Origin of the sequence: Dyadobacter luteus, from assembly GCF_003383615.1 — a bacterium.
GTDB lineage: Bacteria > Bacteroidota > Bacteroidia > Cytophagales > Spirosomataceae > Dyadobacter > Dyadobacter luteus.
In genome coordinates, this window is record NZ_QNUL01000002.1 from 492,489 (window position 1) to 514,362 (window position 21,874).

Below are 21,874 nucleotides of genomic sequence, written 5' to 3' on the forward strand. Positions count from 1 at the left end.
CGGTGTATGCCGGCCTTGTCGTACTCATTCAGAATAAACCTATTTCTCTCCTACGTACCTCTCAAAAAACTCATAAATACGAAGTGTTCTATCTATACGCTGGCGAGGATTACCTGTACGGCTCAGCTCATGAGTTCCGCCTGGCATTCTTACATACTCCACATCCCTTCCCAGAATCTTCAGGCTTTTGTACAAAAGCTCGCTTTGGATCACGCCGGTTCTCAAATCATTTTCGCCGTGTTTGATCAGCAGCGGTGTATGGATATGCTCAACAAATGACTGAGGAGAATTGGCATCCATGATTTTCTTAATCTCGTTTTGCCATGGGTAACCGCCGAAGTAGTTCGGAACCAGATTCCAGGCATTGCCTTCTCCCATAAAAGTAGTCAGTTCATAAACACCGCGTTGAGCGTGTGCTGCTTTAAACCGGTTGTCGTGCCCTACAATCCAGGCGGTAAGATAGCCGGCATATGACCCTCCCGTAATGACCTGTCGTGCAGTATCGGCCCATGATTCCTTTGCTGCATCCGAGGCCGCAGCCAGTACATCCGAAGCTGGACCCGTGCCCCAGTCCTGGAAGTTGGCTTTCATGAAATCAAGACCGTAACCTCCCGAGCCGCGCGGGTTGGCGTAAACCACTCCATATCCCTGTGAGCAGAAAAACTGGAATTCATGCCACATCGAAATTTCGCCAGGTCCCCACATGGCCGTTGGTCCACCGTGCATTTGTACAAGCAGAGGATATTTTTTACCCGCTTCGGTTTGTGATGGCTTCATCACCCAATATTCAATCGTCTGCCCTTTGGTGTTGGTCAGAGTTCTTTTCTCCGGATAACTGAGTAGTTTCCCTTTCAACCATTCGGTATTGTGATTGCTTCTTTTTGTTTCAGTCTGAAAACTTGCATCTGCCGTGTATAATTCGCTTGGATTTGCCACTTCGGTTTTTGAGAAAATTACCAAATTGGATGCTACATCGAAGCTGTTGATGCCAATATTATAACCAGTAAGCTGGTTGATTCTTTTGCTTACCACATTCATACGGTACACTGGAAATCCACCATTCGAAGCTGCAGTGAAATACAACGACTTACTGTCGGGTGACCAGGTGAGGTTAGCGGCACTGCGATCAAAGGCCGAAACGTAAGGACGTGCTTCCGAGCCCAAAGTAAGCACACCTATATGTCCCTGATCCAGTGTAGCCGGTTTAAGAGCAGCAGCGGAAGTGATATAGGCCAGATATCTGTTGTCTTTGGAAATAGTCGGCTGACTGAAGCTATAGTTGGGATCACTCAACAGTGTTACCGGAGCACTGCCGTCAGCATTGGTGCGTATAATACGGCTGGTTTTGCTGCGGTCAGGATGTTGCAGACTGTCGCCTTGTGTTACCATGATGATTTTGCCATCGGGCGTCCAGCTGGCCTGGGTATAGCTGTAAAAACCCCGTGTTACAGGTTTTGGCCTGGCACCTTCTTTTACTTCTACTGTATAAAGGTGAGAGAAACTTAGTTCAGGCTGAGTCGTAGATTCGCCCTGAAAGTTAAGCCTGTTGATCACCTTGGCTTTTTTGTCTTCGATATCTTTATTCAGATATGCCCTGATTTCTTCTATGGAACCGTCAGGGTTAGGTTTGGTGTCTTTGGCTGGTTTGATAAAATTATTGTCCGAAAAGCCTGGTTTTTCCAAGGACCAGACAGGGACTTTACCTGTCGGATTCAAGACGGAGTCCTTCAATATTTCCTGCAATGATAAACCTGCTGAAAAAAGAATCCTGCTTCCGTCGGCAGACCATTTCGGGTTGCCAGCCCCATAAGGCAAACTTGTCAATTGCCATGCTTCACCACCGTTAATGGGAAGAATAAAAAGCTGATTTTTTTCCTTCACTTTTCTGACAAAAACGAGCTTGCTACCGTCAGGAGACCAGTCTGGTTGGGAAGCACTTTCGCTTCCACGCGTTAGGGCCACGGGTTCATTTTTATTATCCAGATCCACCAGATAAAGATGCGTACGGTATTCATACTCGAATGGCGTATCAGCCTGGGGTTCCGTGGTGAGCAGGGTGTATACAGCGCGCTTTTCACCTGGTGCTATGGCCACATTGCCGACCTGTTTGATTTTGGTAAGGTCACTTGCTTTGATTTTTTCTTTGGACTGCGCTCTCGTAGAGAAGCTCAGAGTAGTTAACAGAAAAAAAACATATAATTTCTTCATGCGTTTATGAAAAAGTAGTTTTAGGATTAAATCATGATGACAATCCTTCAATTTAGTAAAAACAGCTTACAAAACTCTCCGGGATAAGTAAACAAGGATTTGATAAAGCGTTTTGCTGTTGAGCCCCGCCAAGTGCATGGATGGACTAAAGAAAGGAAACGCCTACATCCGGATATTTGACTTTACCCTTAGTTTTATCAAGATGTTTCAGTACCCTCAGCGGGTCTCCGATAGGCTCATCAGCCAGATCAAAAGTGCCATAGTGCATCGGAATCATGTAACTGGCACCCGTATCCTGAAAAGCCCTGAAAGCATCCGCAGGAGAAGTATGACTCTGTGCCATGATGAATTCGGGCTTGTATGCGCCTATGCCTACCAGACAATAATCTATTTCATGAAAAATTTGTCCGGCCGTTTTGAAATGACTGCCATAACCGGAGTCTCCACAGAAATAAATGGTTTTGCCTGCGCACTGAATCATGAACCCACCCCAGAGCCGGAGGTTTGTATCTCCGATCAGACGTCTACCCCAATGTCTGGAAGGCATGTAAGTAATTTTTAATTCAGGTTGTGTATTGTATTGCTGATACCATCCGGCTTGCTGAATCCTGCTACTTTTTGTGAAAGAGAAAAGCAGCTTTTCCATATTGAGCCCCGACAACCAAGTCGTGTCAGGATTATTTTCTGCTAAAAAACGTATGGTTTTTTCGTCGCAATGATCGCGGTGATCATGAGAAATAAGAATATAATCCAGTTGGCGGAAATCCTCAGGCGCTACAGGTAACGGACTTAGCCGGCGAAGAAAGCGGCTGTCAAAGAATAATGGATCAATCAGCATGGTGATTCCGCTCAACCGTATAAAGAAAGACGCATGTCCAAGCCATACGCATACATCTTTGTCATGCTTCAAAAAATCGCAATGTTCCGCCTGGTTCAGTCTCCACTTGTCATTTTGCTTTTCGACCTTTTGAGGATTTTTCTGCAATTGCCATTTAAACAGAAGTTTTAAAGAATCGTTGAAAGGAAATTCCTGATTTAAAAATCGGCCTTTTTCATTAACAGGTGTGCCCTCCCAGTCAAAAGGAAGGGGTACATATGGTAGATCAGGGTTGGATATGAAAGGCATTGGCGGCTAAGGGACTGAATGAACAATAGTTTTTACAGCGTGGGCGTCCGGGCCTCCACTGTATCTCCCTTAAAGCTCGTTAAAAATCTCAATTCTAAAAAACACAGCAGGATTTCGCGGATGAAATCCTGCTGTATAAATATATCCGGATCTTAGTTCGGGGATGGAGCATATCTGACGATGTCTATTGCAATGCCATTGGGATCAGAAATCGCAAAATGCCTGTCTCCCCAGGGCTCGTCCCGCATGTCGATTCTGATTTCAACGCCTTTCTTTTTCAGTTCTTCATGTAGTTCATCTACGTTTTCTACCTCTATAGTCAGGTACATGCCCTTTCCTGCAAAGGGAGCGTGGAATAGAGGTTGCTGTGAAGCGTGTTCAGGTAAAAGAAAACTGATCTCAGAGCTCTTATCGGGCGTGTGCAGCAACAAATAAAAGTCATTTTCGAATGTGATGCCGAAATGAAGAACTGACGTATAAAACTCTTTGGTCTCGGCTAATTTTCCGGTTACAATTCCTGCGTTTAGTTTCATCTTACGAATGGTTTTATCGGGTGACTGAGAAAAACTATGAGCAGCTGTGCCCACAATCAGAAAAAGAGAAAGTATGTATTTCATGTTACAATAAGGCTGATGGTTGACTCTGCAAAGTTGCGAAGGTCAACAGTGCCACGATTGTAAAAATCGGACATAATTACTTTGGAAATGGCTATATCACCGAAGGAGTCAGGCCTGAGAAATGTTTGAATTCTTTAATAAAGTGAGCCTGATCATAATAATGGTCTTCTGTAGGAATGCTTTGATTCCTGTCAGTAGACTCATTCACCTTTTGCTCCAATGCATTTTGAAAACGAATGATTTTGCTGAAAGTTTTGGGAGAGTCGCCTATGTAGCGATCAAATAACCTGCGTAGTTGCCTGCTGCTTAGGCCGGTATCGAGCTGTGTTTCGATATTGACGGCTCCATTTGTAGACATGATGATTTCCAGGGCAGCGTAAAAGCGGCAGTCCTGCTGAATGCTTAAGCCGGATATAAGCCTGCTGAAATAACTGTCCAATATGGTGCTGATCTCAGTTGTTGTATTTTTATGAGAAAACTGATTTTCAATAAACTTCGATGTATCCGGTGCTACGTTCGCAAGGTGCTCAAAGCGGTCGGTGAGATCCGAAGCATCTGTGCGGAAAAGTACGGGAAATGCAGACGGGAAAAACCGGATTCCCACATAATCGAATGTGTGGCCAATACTGAACTCGGTATATTTATTACAAAGTCCCATTACAAAATTCTCCGACGGATTATTCAGCTCAAAGAAAATATCAATACATCCGTCTGCGACAATCCGGTATTGAAAATTTTCGGTCAGTGGGCTTTGTGTCCGAAGTCTCCAGTAGCAGTAAATATAACGGCTGACCGGTTCGCAGGGGCACACTTCCTGATAAGCCACCTGGCTTGCCGGCAGAAGTAATGGCTGCAGCGGCCGGTACAATTTTCGAAGATCCGTTTCCTTATTCACAACAATGGTTTTATATCTCAGACTTCATTCATCAGTCTCTGAAAAGTGTCCACATACTCGCCTACATGTATACCGTCCATGAGTGCGTGGTGCACGTGTATGGAGACGGGCATAGTCAACTTATCACCCTGTTTTGTCATTTTCCCAAATGAAATTTTGGGCACGCTATCAGGAAATGAAAAATTGCGTGCGTGCGACATAGATGTAAATTTAAGCCAGGGCAAAGATGAATAATGAATCACATCATCTGCAATATGTTCCGGGAAAATGGACGGAGCAACTTGTATTCTGGCAATTTCTTCATCACATGCCTGCTTAAAAATACTGAAATCAGCATGGTAAGGCATGTAGCTGAATGCGAAAGTTCCATTCTCACGCCCTATGGTTGCAGACGCGGACACTACATCGTGTACCACAATCTGTTTTTCAGTATTGATCCGGTAGCGGAACGGTTCAGTCAAATTGACTGCAGTGAGGGACTTATGCAGATAATGAAGGAAAAACGAATGGTTTTGTTCCTTTGCGGTTCTGTAAGCTACTGTGCAGTCAATATCCACGCAAACGCCGAAAAACGGCTCGTCAAACTGGCTGAAAAACTGAAAATGTTCTTTTCGCGGCCAGTTATCCAAATCAAGTAATTTCATAGGTTAGTTAATATAATCAAGTACTTCGCGGATGCTTGTGAGCTGCCGGAAGTTATCGTGTTCAATATGTGCTTCTACTTTTTCATGTTCCCATGTGGTATGAAAAGGGACATGAAATCCATGCCCGCCGATGTTGAGCACGGGCAGGATATCAGATTTCAGAGAGTTTCCAACCATCAGAAATTGTTCTGGCTGTATGTCGAGATGTTTGACAAGCTTGCGGTATTCAGGCTCCTGTTTTTCAGATACGATTTCAATATGGTGAAAATATTTAGCCAGCCCCGACTTGTTCAGTTTCCTTTCCTGATCAAGCAAATCGCCTTTTGTAGCCATCACAAGCCGGTACTTTCCATGTAGTGCTTCGAGTACATCCTCCACACCATCAATCAGTTCAATATCCTTATCCAACATCTGCTTGCCAAGTGCAAGTATCCGTTCAATGGTTTCCACTCCGATGCGCCTGTCAGTGATGGTTATAGCCGCCTCAATCATCGAAAGTATATAACCTTTCACACCATATCCGTAATGTTTCAGGTTTTTGATTTCAATGGTGAGCAGCTCGCGCGAAATGCTATGGTAGGGCAGGAAATCTTCAAGCATGTCACAGAATGCATTTTCGGTTTCGAGAAAAAAAGGCTCGTTCACCCAAAGTGTATCGTCTGCATCAAAAGCTATAATCTGGATATCAGTCATTATAAAAACAAAAAAGTTTGAATCCCGGCAATTATGATCCCGGAATTCAAACTTACAAAAATCCTCTTTAACTGAATTACACAGAAGCCTTCATGGCTAGTTTACTTTTTCGGGTGTGATCATGGCATCCGAAGAATTTCTCGGTAGCTTGAAAACATCCCCTTTGTCATTAGAGAAATACAGAAACGATTCTGAAGGTTTTCGGCCGTGCCCGTCTGCCCAGATGCTATAGAAATCGGGTTTTGCATGTGAGGGACGCCTTACGTAAGAATGGTTCATTTCACTGTTTTCAGTCATTTGCCTTTCTTTTTTCCAGTTGATACCGCCATCCCCGGATACCCACATGGCTACTTCTCCACCAGGATTGTACGCCTGTGGTCCGTCTACGGTCGGGCCGATCACTTTTATTTTGTTATCCGAGTCGGCATATACCGAACCCATATCATAATTGCTGTCTGATGTGGTTACAATCCCGGATTGCCATTGTTTGTTCAGACCGCGGTAAAGTGTCCAGTTTCTTGGATCGTTACCTGGCCCAGCCTGAAACCCTTTACTGGAAATAACCAGAATGGCAGGATTTTTCTTTTGGTCAAATGTCATATCCAAAAGGTAACAATTTAGTTTTTCACTGGCATAGTCATGGACCACGGCAGGATTTTTACTTTCAGTCAAAGGCAATTGTACAGTTTCGCCCGATATTGTTTTCCAGGTCTTACCAAAATCGCTGGTTTCCAGATATTGCAGGTTTGTTCTATAATTGAGCCCTTTGCCTTTTGGGTGATAGTCGAAGGCGACGCCCACCTTGCCGTCAGCTTCTGCACTTACCTGATAATGACCGTCTTCTATATGTGCCAATATTTTCCACTCATTCCAGTGCTGCCCATCTTTACTGGTATTGAACCCGATTACACGATGGCTCGACTTGTTGTATTTAGTAAAAAGTGCAATGAAGCCCTTGCCTTTGATCGGGTAGACCTGAAAATAGGAGAAGTTATTGAAAGGCTGCTCTTTCCCGTCAACGATCTCTGTAGCTGCCACGGTTTCAAAAGCTTCAATATCAAAAGGCTTTTTGCTTTTATGGATATAGGAGGGACGGGCAATCCCGTGTGAGGTTGAGAAGATCCAGATGTGTCCCTTGTCATCAATTGAAATGACGGGGTTGTCATGCGCATCTGTTGTTTTTTTGTCAAGTAATATCACAGGATTTGCAAGCTTTCCTGTTTTATGATCATAGTAGGATACATTATGCAAAAGCGTGGAATTCTGATCATCGGTGCCGCCGAATACAAAGAATGTCTTGTTTACCTTCTTTGCGTAGACTGCAAATGGACGGTGATTGGCAGGATAAACTGCCAGCCCTCCGCTGTACTTGTATACATATTCATCGTTGCTGGGCTGGTTCATATACCAGATACCCTTAAAACCATTGGCCTTTTGCTGAATTAATTCTGCCTGCGCATACTGTGCATCAGGATGAACCTGTTGCGCCTGGGCTACAGATACGGTAAGAAAAAGCAGTGCGGTCTTCAAATATTCTTTCATTACAAATAGTATGGGTTAGGAATAGTTTTGGAAATGCAGAGTGATTAGTTGTAACCAGGGTTCTGCTTGATTTGAGACGGATTGATTTCTATCTGTGTGAGTGGAATCGGAAGTAGTAACTGATAGGATTGAATGTTGAAACCCTTGCTATTCATCACTGCAATAGCTCTGTCTGTGCGCAGCAGATCAAACCAACGGTGATTTTCAAAGGCCAGCTCAACTCTTCTTTCCTGTTCTACGGCAAGCCGGAAGGCTGCCTGACTGTTTAGCTGCTCACTGGTCTTGTCTGAGAGTCCGGCTCTTTTACGGATTCTGTTCAGGATTAGCAATGCTTCACCCGAAGTAGAAAAACTAAGCTCATTAAGAGCCTCTGCGCGCATAAGAAGCACATCGGCATAACGCAGAACCGGCCAGTTGTTGTCCGCGTCGCTTGCAGCGAAAGGTGCCGGATCCATGTATTTTCTTACATAGGGCGATTGCACAAACGTACCCCCGCTGGTGTAGCCCTGGGCGATGGATATATCTTTTCTAAGATCCTGCGCTTCATAAGCCCGGTTCATATCGGCTGTCGGCAGGTTGTGGCCTGTACCTGCTCCAATCGTGGTAACAACCACACCTGCAAGGCGCGGTGCAAAACGGTTGTTAAAAGGACTTCCAAGCCCGAATCCACCTTTTTTATACTGCACTTCAAACAGGGATTCTTTGTGGTTCTTGTTATTGATCCTGAAAATGTCGGCATACGAAGCCAATAGATCGTAAGTGCCTGCATCGATGATCTCTTTGGTTTTATCAGCTGCTTGTTGCCATTTCTTTTGGGTAAGATAAACCTTGGCAAGAAGCCCTTTGGCAGCACCGGACGTTGCTCGGCCAACATCCGCACCCGAGTAGGAAGCTGGTAAGGCCTGAGCAGCTTCGGTAAAGTCTTTCTCCACCTGTATATATACTTCAGAGGCAGGATTTCGGGTATAGGTATAACCTTCTGTTACATCGGTTGTTTCCTTTAAAAGCAAGGGCACGTCCCCGTACATTCTTACCAGATTAAAATACAGCAAAGCCCTCAGAAATTTAGCTTCAGCAGAAAACCGGGTCTTCATGGCTTCATTCATCGAAACAGTTCCTATACGATCCAGAACTGTGTTGGCTGCCAGTATTCCCCGATAGTGGTCGTTCCATGTTTCACTTACAATACCATTATTGCTTAGTGTCGTAAAGGCATCCAGCTGCGAGATATCAATGCCGCTCTGCGCATCCAGTATTTCTGTATTGTCGGAAATACCTTCTCCGATGGCATACATACTTTGGTTATACACCCCTCCGAACTGAAGGCTTGCATATGCAGCATTTACGGCGTTGAGCATATCAGCTTCATTACGGTAGAAGTTCAGGTTATTGGTTTCCGAAATTGGCGCAAGGCTGAGAAATCCGTCTTTGCAAGAGCTGAACAGTATCAGGCTTATGAAAAGTAAATAACGATATGATTTCATGTTGATCATTTTATAGATTAAAAACCAAGGTTAAATCCTACAGTATAAACTTTGGCAATAGGGTAGCCACCGTAGTCTACGCCAGGTTCAAGCGGCGCTGCTCCCTGTACGCTCACCTCAGGATTATAGCCTGTGTATTTGGTCCAGGTTACCGGGTTTTGCAGATTTACATACACACGCAATGTTCTGAGCTTTGCTTTTTCAAGAAGCTTCGGAGGAATGGCGTAGCCGAGAGCAATGTTTCTGATGCGAAGAAAGGAGCCGTCTTCAACAAAAATGGAAGAGATGTTGGCACTTGCATTGCTATTGGTATAGCGGTTCAGGTCGCGGTTTACACGCGGTGTTCTGCCGTCGCCCGGATCCTGCTCAGATTTCCAGCTATTGGTCATTTCTTTCAGACCGTTTGCTGTTCCGGCGTAGTTGGCATAAAACCGTCTTCCCAGATGCAGGATTTCATTGCCCTGAACTCCCTGTAGGAGTACATTCAGATCAAATCCTTTGAAAGATACAGTATTGGTCATACCGTATATGAAATCGGGTTGAGGATTGCCGAGTATCGTGCGGTCGTCTGAACTAAGCCGGCCATCGTTGTTGACATCCGCAAACCGTAGCTGCCCCGGTTTTGAATCGGCAAATTTAGGATTGTTATCGACCTGCTCCTGGTTCATGTAAATGCCTATTGCCTGATAGCCATAGAAATTACCCATTGGTTTGCCGATCTGCGTAATATGGCTGCTTGTCAGCTGGTAGTTCCCGTATAAAGGTTCTCCGCTCGGACCGAGTGACAGCACTTTGTTTCTGTTGAAGGAGATATTGAAATCAGTAGTCCACTTCACAGCCTTGTCGATGTTACGGGTAGTAAGCCCGAATTCCCAGCCCTTGTTTTCGATCTTGCCTATATTCTGTCTTGCGCTGGTATAGCCGGTAATAGAGGGAGTAGGTACGTTCAGCAGCAGGTCAGATGTGATTTTTCTGTAATAATCCGCTACCAGAAAAATTCTGTTCTGGAACAAACCTAGTTCAAGGCCTACGTCCATCTGCTTATTCTTCTCCCAGCTCAGATTGGGGTTGCTGATTCTATTCGGACCGAGTCCGTTCACGACCGTCTGGCTGCCGGTTCCGAAGACATAGTTTCTTTTTGCAATTAGTCCTACATGATCGTAGTTACCAATGAAATTGTTACCGGTATGTCCGTAGCTGGCGCGAAGTTTCAGTTCATTCACGACAGGCAAATCCTTCATGAATGCCTCTTCGGACAATCTCCATCCTGCCGATACCGAAGGAAATGTTCCCCATTTGTTATTTTCTCCGAACCGGGAAGAGCCATCGCGACGAATGGTTGCAGTTAGCAAGTACTTACTGGCATAGCTGTAATTGGCGCGGGCCAGAAATGAAAGTAGTGACCACTCGGTGGCAGTAGTGGTGGCCGAGGAGACGATCCCTGCATTCAGCGTTTCTACAAGATCATTGGGGAAATTGGTAGAATTGATCAGCGCATAATCAGAGTGGGCTTTCTGAGCTGTAAATCCACCCAGGATGTTAAAATCGTGTTTGTTCCAGCTTTTAGTGTAGGCAAGCGTATGTTCGATCAACCAGTTGTAAGAACTTCTGTTTTCGTTACTTCCTGATGGTATAACAGGAGGCAGTGCTCCACCTATTCCGACAGTGGAGGGTCTGAAGGTTTTGGTGCCGGAGTTTTGTAAATCGGTTCCCAAAAGCAGTTTGTAGGTCAGGTTGTTGAGAATTTTATACTCTCCGTATACAGTACCGAGCAGCCGAAGTTCATTCATGCGGTTCACACGTTCCTTCGCCAGTTTGACAGGATTTTCTATGGCGCTGAAACCATTGCCCAGATCAAGTCCGGTTGTATAAGTTCCGTCTTCTTTGTAAACAGGCAGATGAGGGGCCATAGTTAATGCCGACAGCACAATCCCTCCGTCAGCCCAGTGCCCTTCCGAATTGGTGGGGTTGCTTATCGTATAAGCAGGTGTAAGATTAAGCCCGATTTTAAATTTCTTCGAAGCATTTGCTTCCAGATTTACACGGAAGGAATAGCGTTCAAAACCTGAATTTAAGATAATACCATCCTGCTTGTAGTAGCCACCGGAGGTCATGTAGCGGATGTTTTCATTTCCTCCGCTCAATGTCAGCTGTACATTGTGAGTAGCTGCCTGTCTGAAAATCTCGCGTTGCCAGTCAGTTCCTTCCCCCAAAGATTCCGGATTCTGCAGCGCAGGCAGGATTTGATAGATGGCTGAGCGTGCAGAGTTTGGGTCATTGGGATTACCGCCCACATCCACCCAGGCATTGTTGCGGCTGTCCTTGATATACTGCGCAAACTCGCTGGCATTCATCATGTCCATGTGTTTGGTTACGCGTTGGATCCCGGTGTATGTATCAATATCCACGCGCATTTTGCCCGCTTTTCCACCTTTGGTTGTAACGAGCACAACACCGTTTGAACCGCGTGAACCATATATTGCCGTTGAAGATGCGTCTTTGAGGATTTCAATAGATTCTATATCATTGGGATTGAGTGCCTTCAATGGATTACTCATCTGGCTGTAATCCGCAGTAACAGGAAATCCGTCTATTACGTATAAAGGTTCGTTACCAGCTCCTATTGATCCCGTGCCTCTTACCCGGACGCTGAGCCCCCCGCCTGGCGTACCTGTTGACTGTGCGACATATACCCCCGGCATTTTCGCTGTCAGCGCACCATCCAGACTGGGTGTGGGAAGTCCCTGAATGTCTTTCGCACTGACAGAGGCGACTGCACCGGTTATGTCTCCTCTTTTCTGGGTACCGTAGCCAACTACAACGACTTCGTTGAGTGCTTTGATATCGGCCTGTAAAATCACATTTATCTGACTTAGATTACCAACCGGGGTTTCCCTGGATATATAACCCACAAAGCTGAAAACCAGAATGGCGGAGCTTTCAGGAACAGAGAGTTCATATTGGCCTTCCATGTCGGTGGTTGTACCAATGTTTGAGCCTTTTACTACAACACTTACACCCGGTAGCGCTTCTTTGCCGTCATTACTTGTTACAGTGCCTTTAATGACGCGGTCTGTTGTTTCAGGAGCGTTGGGCTGAGGAAGTTCCGCGGGCTGTGGCGCTGTGTTTTCCTTTTTGCTTCTTGATAAAAGAATCTGGCTGTTGACTACCCTGTAAGTGATGTCATACGGCTTAAGCAAGCGGTCGAGTACTGATGACAGGGTTTCGTTTCTGGCTGTTATGGATACAGGTTCTGTGGTCTTCAGAAGTTCGCTGCTATATGCAAAGCGCACTTTTGTGTTGGTTTCGATTTTATTGAGCGCTTCCCGCAGGCTCACAGAGGAAAGCTTTAAACTTACTCCACGATTGAGTAGTTCCTGTGCGGGCGTATGATGTGCATAAGCCATAGCAGACAAAAAGAAAATACACATCAGTTGGTAAAAGGTTACGCGCATAATTGTCAGTAGTGCTCCATGCTTGGAATACAGGTGTTTCTTCATAATTTTACGAATGACTGGTTATTGATCGGAAAAATCGGCCGCTTCCGGCGGTATAGTCAGTTGTTGATCAGGAGTGTTGCAACCACTCCTGATTTTTTTTTGACATGGATATTGCTGCTTTATTTCATAGGCAAAACAGAATTGGCGGGTTGATAAAGGTTTAGGAATAGTCTAGTTTTCACTACATCCGCTTCCGGACAGGGTGATATGATTGCCCTCCATTTCATAAGTAGAGCCTAGGAGTGTGTTGAGCATTTCCAGGATTTCCGGCAGGTTCTGGCGATCAAAATCAACCTTCAATACGCAGCCTTTCATGGCCGGGTTGGAGAGTGAGATTTTTACCCGAAACGTTTTCTGCAGCCGGCTTGTGATCTCTGTAAGGCTGGCATCATCGAAAGTAAGTGAAACGGGTTGCCATGGTTCTGCATCGGTTTTTTTCTCCTCTATCTGATTTAGTGTAATTCCGCTGGTGCTGGTACTGAAAACGGCCTGTTGCTGAGGTTTTAACAGCACGGTTTCACTTTCATTTGTGTTGTCTGAGGCACTTACCGAAACACTGCCGGTCACGACAGACACCAGATACTTCTCATCATTTTTTCTGGCCTGGATGTTAAAACTTGTACCTAATACCTGTGTTTTAAGCTTGTTTGTCAGGATAATAAATGGTTTTTCGGGATTTCGGGTAATATCGAAGAATGCTTCGCCAGTGAAGTTAATTTCACGTGTAGAGGCGTTGAACTTCCTGGGGTGCTCAATTACAGATCCTGGTTGCAGCCAAACAATACTTTCATCAGGAAGCTGGTAACGCGCAGTTTTTTTCTGCGTGTTACTGAACCGGACAGGTTGAATGGTGGCAGTAAGCTGTTTTATGTCCCCGGTCTGGCTTGTGTAGAATATATAACCCAGAGAGAGAAGCAATACAGCAGCAATGCCACTTACATATATCCACAGTCTTGAAATGGAGTTTTGCCTTTTGTAGGAAACAGTATTTTTTTCAAAAACCTGTTCTTCTATTTTTCGGTAAAGTAACTCTTCGTCCCATTCACTGAATGTCTCTCCGGATTTCAAATCCAGGGATTGGTACCAGGAATCCACTAGTGCCTTTTCAGCCTCTGTGCATTCATTGGACAGGTATCTTTTGAGGATTTCAGATGAAGGCGCTTTATGGTTCATTGTTGTATAAGTATTCTATGTTAAAATGTAACATATACCTATACAGTCGGGCGCAAAAGAAGATATCCCTTACTTGATATATAAATTTTTTTGCAAGAAACTGGATAATTTTTCTTGCTAGAAGCAAGATATGCCCAGCAGTGCAAAGGCAATGTAATCTTTCATTTCAATGCGCAGCAGGCGTAATGCTTTTGAAATGTGGGCTTCTACGGTCTTCTCGGAGATTTCCATAGATTGCGCTATTTCCTTCATGCTGAATCCTTTACGGCTTAGCTCGAAGGCTGTGCGGCATTTTGGAGGAAGTTTGGTAAGCGATTGTTCGTAGAGATTGCTTAATACATTCAGGTTGAGGTATTCCTGCGTATTGTCAATACCCGGGATCTCGACATCGTCAAGAGGAAGAAGCGCTTTTTTCTGTTCTCTGTGGTAATGGTCTATGACATTGTTTTTGAGTATACCGCTCAGGTAGGCCTGAACATTTTTTTCTATGTCAAAAGTCTGGCGTTTGATCCAGAATTTAATAAAGGTATCCTGCACGATATCTTCCGCTACAGACTTGGATCCTGTTTTACGGATGGCAGTGTAAACAAGAAACCGGACGTGACGCTGATAGAGCTCAGCAAAAGCCAACTCATTATCCTGTACACAGATCAACTGTACAAGTTCTTCATCCGAATGTTTGTCCCACTTTTTCACTGAATATTATCTTATCGATCTGCCTTTAAAAGACAGAAGTTATACTGATATACCTTACAAATGAGCTATGTTGGCACGATTAATTTTGGTGATCATATCATATTCTGCGAGGAATAATGTTCTTTTGGTTCGCCAGCAGAACGGATAACGTTGTTTGTCAACTGTTTCACCGGCAAGAGTCAAAAAAATATATTGATTTTGAGAAATAGTTTAATAAAATTATAAATCTTACGTACCAATACTTGATTTTTTTAAAAGAACAGAATCTAATGGCTAAGTCGACTGGTAAAAATAAAGCTGCTTCAATAACCGAACCTGCCGCGAGCAACGGCGCTGACATGCAAGTGAAACAATTTAACCCGGTAGAAGCAGTTAGCCGCTTTACGGATTTTGACATTCATCTTTTCCGTCAGGGGAAACACTTCAAATTATACGAAAAGCTTGGGTCGCATGTGATGGAACATGAGGGGGTAGTTGGTACCTACTTTGCGGTTTGGGCTCCCAATGCAAAATCGATTGTGGTAACAGGAAACTTCAATGGCTGGAGCCGCGATACACACCATCTTTCGTCTCGTTGGGACAGCTCCGGAATATGGGAGGGTTGGATTGCTAATGTAGGGGTAGGAGAGGTTTACAAGTATTTTATTGTATCCAATGACGGCCAACATCTGGAGAAAGCGGATCCGTTTGCTCTTTGGTGTGAAGTCGCACCCAGAACGGCATCTATTGTATGGGATACATGGTATGAGTGGAAGGATGCGGACTGGATGAAAAACAGGAAGGAAAAGAATAAGCTCAATGCGCCTGTATCTGTGTACGAAGTGCATCTTGGATCCTGGCAGCGTGACCCTTCCGATCCGGAAAGATTTCTGACTTTTAAGGAGATTGCCGTAAGTCTTGTGCCTTATGTAAAGGAAATGGGTTTTACGCACGTGGAATTGATGCCGATTATGGAGCATCCTTATCCGCCATCCTGGGGATATCAGATCACAGGTTATTTCTCAGTGGCTTCCCGCCAGGGGACGCCTCAGGAGCTGATGTATCTGATTGATGCGCTGCATCAGGAGGGAATCGGCGTTTATATGGACTGGGTACCTTCCCATTTCCCGGGCGATGCACACGGGCTTTACAGGTTTGACGGAACTGCCCTATATGAGCACGAAGATCCAAGAAAAGGTTATCATCCCGATTGGAAGAGTTACATATTTAACTATGGGCGTAATGAAGTAAGATCGTTTCTGATCAGCAATGCCCTTTTTTGGCTCGACCGTTACCATACTGACGGATTAAGGGTGGACGCTGTTGCATCCATGCTGTATCTGGATTATTCCCGAAATCACGGAGAATGGATTCCTAATGAGTTTGGAGGCAGAGAAAATCTGGAGGCCATTTCTTTACTTAGGGAAATGAATATAGCCGCATACACCGCGTTCCCCGATATTCAAACGATCGCAGAAGAGTCGACCGCTTTCCCGGGTGTATCACGTCCTGTGTTTGTAGGAGGGCTTGGTTTCGGAATGAAATGGATGATGGGGTGGATGAACGATACACTTAAATATTTCGAGAAAGATTCTGCATTCAGAAAATGGCATCAGGATCAGCTTACATTTAGTCTTGTCTACGCTTTCTCTGAAAACTTTATGCTGCCTTTCTCTCATGATGAGGTGGTGTATGGCAAGAAATCGCTGATCAATAAAATGCCAGGTGACGAGTGGCAAAAGTTTGCTAATCTTCGGGTGATGTTCAGCTATATGTTTACCCATCCGGGAACTAAGCTTGTCTTCATGGGTGGAGAATTCGGGCAGACTTCCGAGTGGAACTTCCAGCAGAGCCTGGATTGGCATTTGCTCGAATTTGAACCGCATAAAGGAATCAAGGAGTGTGTAAAGGCATTGAACCAACTTTACAGGACGGAGCCTGCCATGTTTGAACATTCTTTCTCTCAGGAAGGTTTTGAGTGGATTGATACGCAGGACAGAGAAAATTCGGTATTGGTATACGCCAGAAAATCTTCTAACCCGGATCTGGATCTGGTTGTCATTCTGAATTTGACGCCTGTAACAAGGCCCGGTTACAAAGTGGGGGTGCTTTCAGAAGGAAATTGGCAGGAGATTTTTAATTCCGATGCGGAGCAGTTTCATGGAAGTGGCGTGATAAACAGCGGTCTGTTGAAAGCCAGCCCTGATCAATGGCATGGGAGAGCGAATTCTGTTGTGATTGATTTGCCTCCGATGGGCGCTGTTGTTTTGAAGAAAAATCCCGATAAGAAAGCGAAAGTAACCAGAACAAAATAGAAGCACTACTAGGAAGAGTACAAAATTGTAGTAAGTTTTATAAGGCAGGGGTATATCTCTGCCTTATTTTTTCAACATTTTTCTAACTTTGCCGTTCAACTATTTTCGACAAAATGAAATTGACAAGATTAGCAGTTTTCTTCTTTTTGATTTTTTCTCTTGACGGTATGGCGCAGCAGCTGGGACGGGTTACTTCCGGACTGGATGTGGGAGTGGGCAGTAAGAAAGATCTCTGGGTACCTTCCATCACCTACCATCAGGAATTGAGTTTAAATAATTTTTCCTGGTTTCGGATTGGGTGGGGGATCAGAGGGGCAAGTGTTTTCGCCGGCCAGACAGACCTCACACCTAAAAATAGTGCGCTTTCGGGAGATACACTGAAATTTGGTAAAATTACGTCAACAAGCCTCAGCTTTCTGGTAGGAGCAAATGTCCGTTTATGGAGATTTGATATCGGAGCCAATACTGACTTATTCGGGTTATCCTTCGGTGCAAAACGCGGAGGATTATACGACCAGAATAGACTTCCGTTCAATGAAGAATCCGAAAAGTATAATAATTACATACCGGGTAGTCCTGTAGTGTTGAATGCAGTACCATTGGTCCTTGATAATCAAAATGGTCAGTCTGAGATTTATGTGCGATATTGGATTGCAGATCAGATTGGCATCAAGCTGGGCTATGTTCACGGAAGAGTGACGTATTCAACAGATGTGAAATTAGCTAACGACCAAACCCGCTTTTCAACTACGTACGGAATACCATACGTAGCGATCGCATTCCCTCTATATAACTAGATTTATTACTTCTAATGGCAGAACAGCTGACAGATTCCCATAAATTCAATCTTTGGAAGAACAGATTGGAGAAAAATGGAATGGATGTTCACAGGGTAGATGAGCTCTATTCCAGAAGAAACGGGAAAGGAGAAATACTTTTCTCCCTTTTGTATACAAACGCGACCACGCCGGAAGGTAATAAAATTCCGCCTATATGCTTTTTGAAAGGCGAAGTGGTATGTGTTCTGGTCAGCTTCATTGACTCAGTTACACGTGAAAAATACCTGCTTTTGGTTCGTCAGCGTCGAATCTGCGACGGATCACTGACGTATGAGCATCCGGCCGGTATGCTCGACAGTGAAAGTGACGCGGCAGAAGTAGCAGCCCGTGAGGTTTGGGAAGAAACAGGGATTAAGGTAGAAAAAGAGCAGCTGATAGCCTTGCACGATGAGCCCTATTATCCTTCAACCGGCACGAGCGATGAGGCCATGTACTTGTTTTATTGCGAACTGGAGTTGACACAAGAACAAATCCAGAGCTATCATAACAAGAGTCAGGGACTACTTTCTGACCACGAATACATCGAAACGTTTGTAGTTCCGTTCGCAAAAGGACATAAGCTCATCACGAATGTAAATGGCATTTTGCTTGACTACATGTATCTCAAGTCGGTGGGAGACTGGGAGTTACTTAAAAGCTTGTAAGCTGCTCGAAACGATGCGAAAGCCCGCCTAAACAAATTTTTCTGAAAACTATCAAAAAAGTAAAATAGCGGCTATATTTGCACCCCGTTACAATACCTGCACCCGTAGTTCAATGGATAGAATTGTGGTTTCCGGTACCATCGATAGGGGTTCGAATCCCTTCGGGTGCACCATACGGGACAAGTCGTTTTTTTTGCGATTTGTCCCGTTTTTTATTGGCTCTAACTCGCTCTTTTTCTGGTAGATAAGAAGGAGTGCCGAGTTGACTTTGGGAGTTCGATGTTCTTGTCCGTCAAAAACGATTTTTTCTGGAAACATCGAACTTATTATTCTCCTTTTGTCCTCGACGGTTCCATTTATATACAAGGATTCTAGCTCAGAAACCCTTTTAAGCGCATCAGGTAGCAGAGAGCTTATCTCTGAATACTTATCAGATAAATTGCTAAGCTTCTTTTCAATTTCCTCTATTCTTTTGTTTGATGTGGTTTTGATGTCTAAGAAATCATCATCGGCAAGCGTTCCATCAACCTTCATCATTCTTGCGTTTTGAAGTCGCTTGTTTATATTTTCAAGTTCTGCTACACCTGCTTTTCTCTCCTGGTCCTGCGCTTTTGTTTGGCTCTTGAAATCTCTCTGAAGGGCCGTTGAATAAAGTTCGAGCCTGCTCAGAGGAACACTTTATTAAAGCCATCCCTGAGATCAATGATCTTAAAGTCAGAGTAAGTTACGGTATTACAGGTAATGACAGGGTTCCCGCTTATTCCACACAGGCAGCACTTGCGCAGACTTTCTATGATTTCGGAGGTGTTTTTGCACAAGGTTATGCTCCTAACCAACTTCCGAATAAGAACTTGACCTGGGAGACTACCAACGAAATTAATGTAGGTGTCGATTTCGGACTGTTTAACAACCGCGTTTCTGGTAGCCTGGATGTTTATAATCGGGTGATCGACAATATTCTTTTAAGCCGGCAATTACCGGCACCAGCGGGTTTCAACGCGATTACTGACAACATTGGTAAACTTAAAAACAGCGGAATTGAGCTGGGATTAAGTACAATTAATGTTCATGCAGGAAAATTTATGTGGAAGAGTGATTTCGTTTTTGATAAAAACAAAAACCAGATTCTGGAACTCAATGGCGGCAAGAAGGACGATGTTGGTAACAAATGGTTTATCGGACAGCCCGTACAGGTGAACTATGATTACGTATTTGATGGTATCTGGCAGCAAGATCAAATCGAGGAGGCCAAAAAGTACAATCAAACCCCGGGGCAGGTACGCGTAAAGGATTTGGATGGAAATGGTGTGATTAATGCCGCCGACAGAGAAATCATCGGAAAAAGAGTACCTAGTTGGACGGGATCATTTTCCAATACATTCCGTTACGGTAATCTGGAATTATTTATCCAGGCCATTACGCGCCGTGGGGAGCAGTATGTAAGTTCGTTTGATGCCACACTGATGAACTACAACCAGGACTACAATCAGGTCAAGGTGGATTACTGGACGGCAAATAATCCTTCACAAACGCATTTTCAGCCTGGAAATCCGGGTCCCTACACAGTTATTCCTACTTACCGGAATGTGGACTTTACCAGAATCAGTAATGTCACATTAGGTTACAATTTACCTAATGGTCTAATCCAAAAATTTAAGATTAGCAACCTGCGACTTTATGCCACCGCGACAAATCCGTTTGTTTTTACAAAGTATGAAGGTTTTGACCCGGAATGGGCAGCGACCAATACTTACGGCACTGCTGTAAGTACATCTACCTATCTGTTTGGAATCAACCTTTCATTTTAATCATGGCCATCAATGAAAAAGATATTATATACAACCCTAATTGCTGCGTGCTTGGGTCTGGCCTCGTGCCAGGATTTTTTGACAGAAGAAAATATCAGCGGAGTAACCAGTGAAAACTTTTATGTCGATGCTGCAGGATATGAAAAGCTTGTGAATTCCTGTTATTCATCTCTTCGTGATATCTACAAAACAGATCCCAAGCTTTTTGCATGGGGTACGGATACCGAAACAAGAGGAGAAATTGAATCTGTAAGCGGTACTGTGGGAGACAGGCTTGTGCGTGCTACGCAGCTAAACGAATACAAAACACTGTCTTCGGATAATTCAGGGGTTAATGAAGTGTTCACAAAACTTTATGCCGGCATTCAGCGCTGTAACACAGCAATCAATAAAGCCAGCAGTATTCCCGGGCTTTCAGATGCAGTTAAAAACAAACGCCTTGCAGAAGTTCGTTTTATCAGGGCATATTTCTACTATCTTCTGGTAGAAAATTTTGGTGGAATTCCGATTGTGAAGGATGAATTCAATACGCCTGTTACCCATTTTGTTCCCAATTCTGAGCAGGAAGTATACGATTTTATGCTTGAAGACCTGAATGCATCTGTGGGTGGTGTTGATGTAACCACCACAGAATTTGGACGGGTTACCAAAGGGGCAGCAAATCATTTGTTGTCGTTAGTACATTTAACACGCGGTTATAAAGCCTTTGCGTCGGTCGACGACTTTGCAAAATCTGCGCAGTATGCGGAACAGGTCATTTCAAGCGGAAATTATAGCCTTCTTTCTTCTTTCGCCGATGTGTTTTTACCAACGAATCAGAAAAACAGCGAGATCATTTTCTCTGTTCAGTTTGATCCGACCAGTTTACAGGATAAAATTATCGGGCACGGGCAAAACTTGTTTTTTGGATGGCGCATTTTCCGTCAACCCGGGTTTTATGACGGCGAGTATGCAACATACAGCCGCAGAACCAGTGATTTTATGCCCACCCAATTTCTTTACTCGCTCTATAATACTGCGAAGGATACGCGCTATAACGGAACCTTTCTGAGCCAGTTTTATGCAGTTCGCGATGATAAGCTAGGTAATGCTGAGATTAAAAAAGGCGATCTCCGTTTTTATTTTCCTTACCCTGACCAACCCTTTACCAGTCAGGATTCTATTGCATTAATGGCGAAAAATCCGAACGTGGAGATTGTCAGGTTTGAAAGATGGAAGCAGGATTTTCAGGGGATAGGCGGAGCAATGAAATTCCCGATGATCGGCAAATTCTTTGATCCTCTTGATAATTTTCCAGGGAACAATGAAGACGCCTACTCTTCAACAAGGGACATATTTTTGTTCAGATTGGCTGATACGTATTTGCTGGCGGGTGAAGCTTACTTCAAATTGGGGCAGTTGGATAAAGCAGCTGAGAAGATCAATGTCGTCAGAAAACGTGCTGCCGTGGCAGGACAGAGCCTGGATATAAAGCCATCAGATGTAACCTTGGATTTTATACTGGATGAACGGGCTAGGGAGCTTGCCGGAGAATACCACCGTTGGTTGGATCTCAAACGTACCCGCAAACTGGGACGCGCTTTTGAACACAATATCCTTACAAAAATGGCCAATCCAGGAGGGGTGATTGACAAATATTACCTTCGCCCGATACCTCAATCGGTGATTGACAGAGATACAGAAGGATACCCTCAGAACCCGCAATACTAAT

At 44.3% G+C, this 21,874-nt stretch carries 16 protein-coding genes and 1 tRNA gene; 6 read left to right on the top strand and 11 right to left on the bottom strand.

Annotated features, from left to right (window positions below; genetic code table 11):
• Window positions 1-39: 39 nt before the first annotated feature.
• From DSL64_RS04915 to DSL64_RS04970, 11 genes are all read right to left on the bottom strand, one after another.
• Window positions 40-2,208 carry a S9 family peptidase gene (locus DSL64_RS04915; RefSeq protein WP_115829524.1) on the bottom strand — a complete coding sequence of 723 codons (2,169 nt, stop codon included), beginning with the start codon at window positions 2,206-2,208 and terminating at the stop codon, window positions 40-42.
• Between the two features lie 145 nt (window positions 2,209-2,353).
• Window positions 2,354-3,334 (bottom strand): MBL fold metallo-hydrolase, encoded by a 981-nt coding sequence (locus DSL64_RS04920; protein WP_115829525.1) that lies wholly within the window; start codon window positions 3,332-3,334, stop codon window positions 2,354-2,356.
• A gap of 152 nt (window positions 3,335-3,486) precedes the next feature.
• Window positions 3,487-3,951, bottom strand: coding sequence for a VOC family protein (locus DSL64_RS04925; protein WP_229216959.1), 465 nt, complete (start codon window positions 3,949-3,951; stop codon window positions 3,487-3,489).
• 91 nt (window positions 3,952-4,042) lie between these two features.
• Complete coding sequence (locus tag DSL64_RS04930) at window positions 4,043-4,846, bottom strand: AraC family transcriptional regulator (protein ID WP_115829526.1); 804 nt, start codon at window positions 4,844-4,846, stop codon at window positions 4,043-4,045.
• 17 nt (window positions 4,847-4,863) lie between these two features.
• A complete protein-coding gene (locus tag DSL64_RS04935) occupies window positions 4,864-5,490 on the bottom strand; it encodes a chloramphenicol acetyltransferase (RefSeq protein ID WP_115829527.1) in 627 nt (208 codons plus the stop codon).
• Window positions 5,491-5,493: 3 nt separating this feature from the next.
• The gene (locus DSL64_RS04940; RefSeq protein ID WP_115829528.1) at window positions 5,494-6,183 is read right to left on the bottom strand and encodes an HAD family hydrolase; all 690 of its coding nucleotides are present in this window, start codon (window positions 6,181-6,183) and stop codon (window positions 5,494-5,496) included.
• A 96-nt stretch (window positions 6,184-6,279) separates the two neighbouring features.
• Complete coding sequence (locus tag DSL64_RS04945) at window positions 6,280-7,725, bottom strand: BNR-4 repeat-containing protein (protein ID WP_115829529.1); 1,446 nt, start codon at window positions 7,723-7,725, stop codon at window positions 6,280-6,282.
• A 44-nt stretch (window positions 7,726-7,769) separates the two neighbouring features.
• Window positions 7,770-9,209: a RagB/SusD family nutrient uptake outer membrane protein gene (locus DSL64_RS04950; protein WP_115829598.1), complete on the bottom strand. Its 1,440-nt coding sequence runs from the start codon at window positions 9,207-9,209 to the stop codon at window positions 7,770-7,772.
• 17 nt (window positions 9,210-9,226) lie between these two features.
• Window positions 9,227-12,709, bottom strand: coding sequence for a TonB-dependent receptor (locus DSL64_RS04955; protein WP_115829530.1), 3,483 nt, complete (start codon window positions 12,707-12,709; stop codon window positions 9,227-9,229).
• Between the two features lie 171 nt (window positions 12,710-12,880).
• Window positions 12,881-13,882, bottom strand: coding sequence for a FecR family protein (locus DSL64_RS04965; RefSeq protein WP_115829532.1), 1,002 nt, complete (start codon window positions 13,880-13,882; stop codon window positions 12,881-12,883).
• 117 nt (window positions 13,883-13,999) lie between these two features.
• Window positions 14,000-14,578 (bottom strand): RNA polymerase sigma factor, encoded by a 579-nt coding sequence (locus DSL64_RS04970; protein ID WP_115829533.1) that lies wholly within the window; start codon window positions 14,576-14,578, stop codon window positions 14,000-14,002.
• 269 nt (window positions 14,579-14,847) lie between these two features.
• Here DSL64_RS04970 and glgB point away from each other — a divergent pair, with 269 nt between their 5' ends.
• The 6 genes from glgB (at window position 14,848) to DSL64_RS05000 (ending at window position 21,873) form a co-directional block, all read left to right on the top strand.
• Window positions 14,848-16,872, top strand: a complete 2,025-nt coding sequence (glgB, locus tag DSL64_RS04975) for a 1,4-alpha-glucan branching protein GlgB (protein ID WP_115829534.1) — start codon at window positions 14,848-14,850, stop codon at window positions 16,870-16,872.
• 113 nt (window positions 16,873-16,985) lie between these two features.
• Window positions 16,986-17,669 carry a hypothetical protein gene (locus DSL64_RS04980; RefSeq protein ID WP_229216960.1) on the top strand — a complete coding sequence of 228 codons (684 nt, stop codon included), beginning with the start codon at window positions 16,986-16,988 and terminating at the stop codon, window positions 17,667-17,669.
• A 14-nt stretch (window positions 17,670-17,683) separates the two neighbouring features.
• Window positions 17,684-18,355 (top strand): NUDIX hydrolase, encoded by a 672-nt coding sequence (locus tag DSL64_RS04985; protein WP_115829535.1) that lies wholly within the window; start codon window positions 17,684-17,686, stop codon window positions 18,353-18,355.
• Window positions 18,356-18,453: 98 nt separating this feature from the next.
• Window positions 18,454-18,528, top strand: a tRNA-Arg gene (locus tag DSL64_RS04990).
• 471 nt (window positions 18,529-18,999) lie between these two features.
• Complete coding sequence (locus tag DSL64_RS04995) at window positions 19,000-20,163, top strand: TonB-dependent receptor domain-containing protein (protein WP_229216961.1); 1,164 nt, start codon at window positions 19,000-19,002, stop codon at window positions 20,161-20,163.
• A gap of 12 nt (window positions 20,164-20,175) precedes the next feature.
• A complete protein-coding gene (locus DSL64_RS05000; protein ID WP_115829536.1) occupies window positions 20,176-21,873 on the top strand; it encodes a RagB/SusD family nutrient uptake outer membrane protein in 1,698 nt (565 codons plus the stop codon).
• The last annotated feature ends 1 nt before the right edge of the window (window position 21,874 follow it).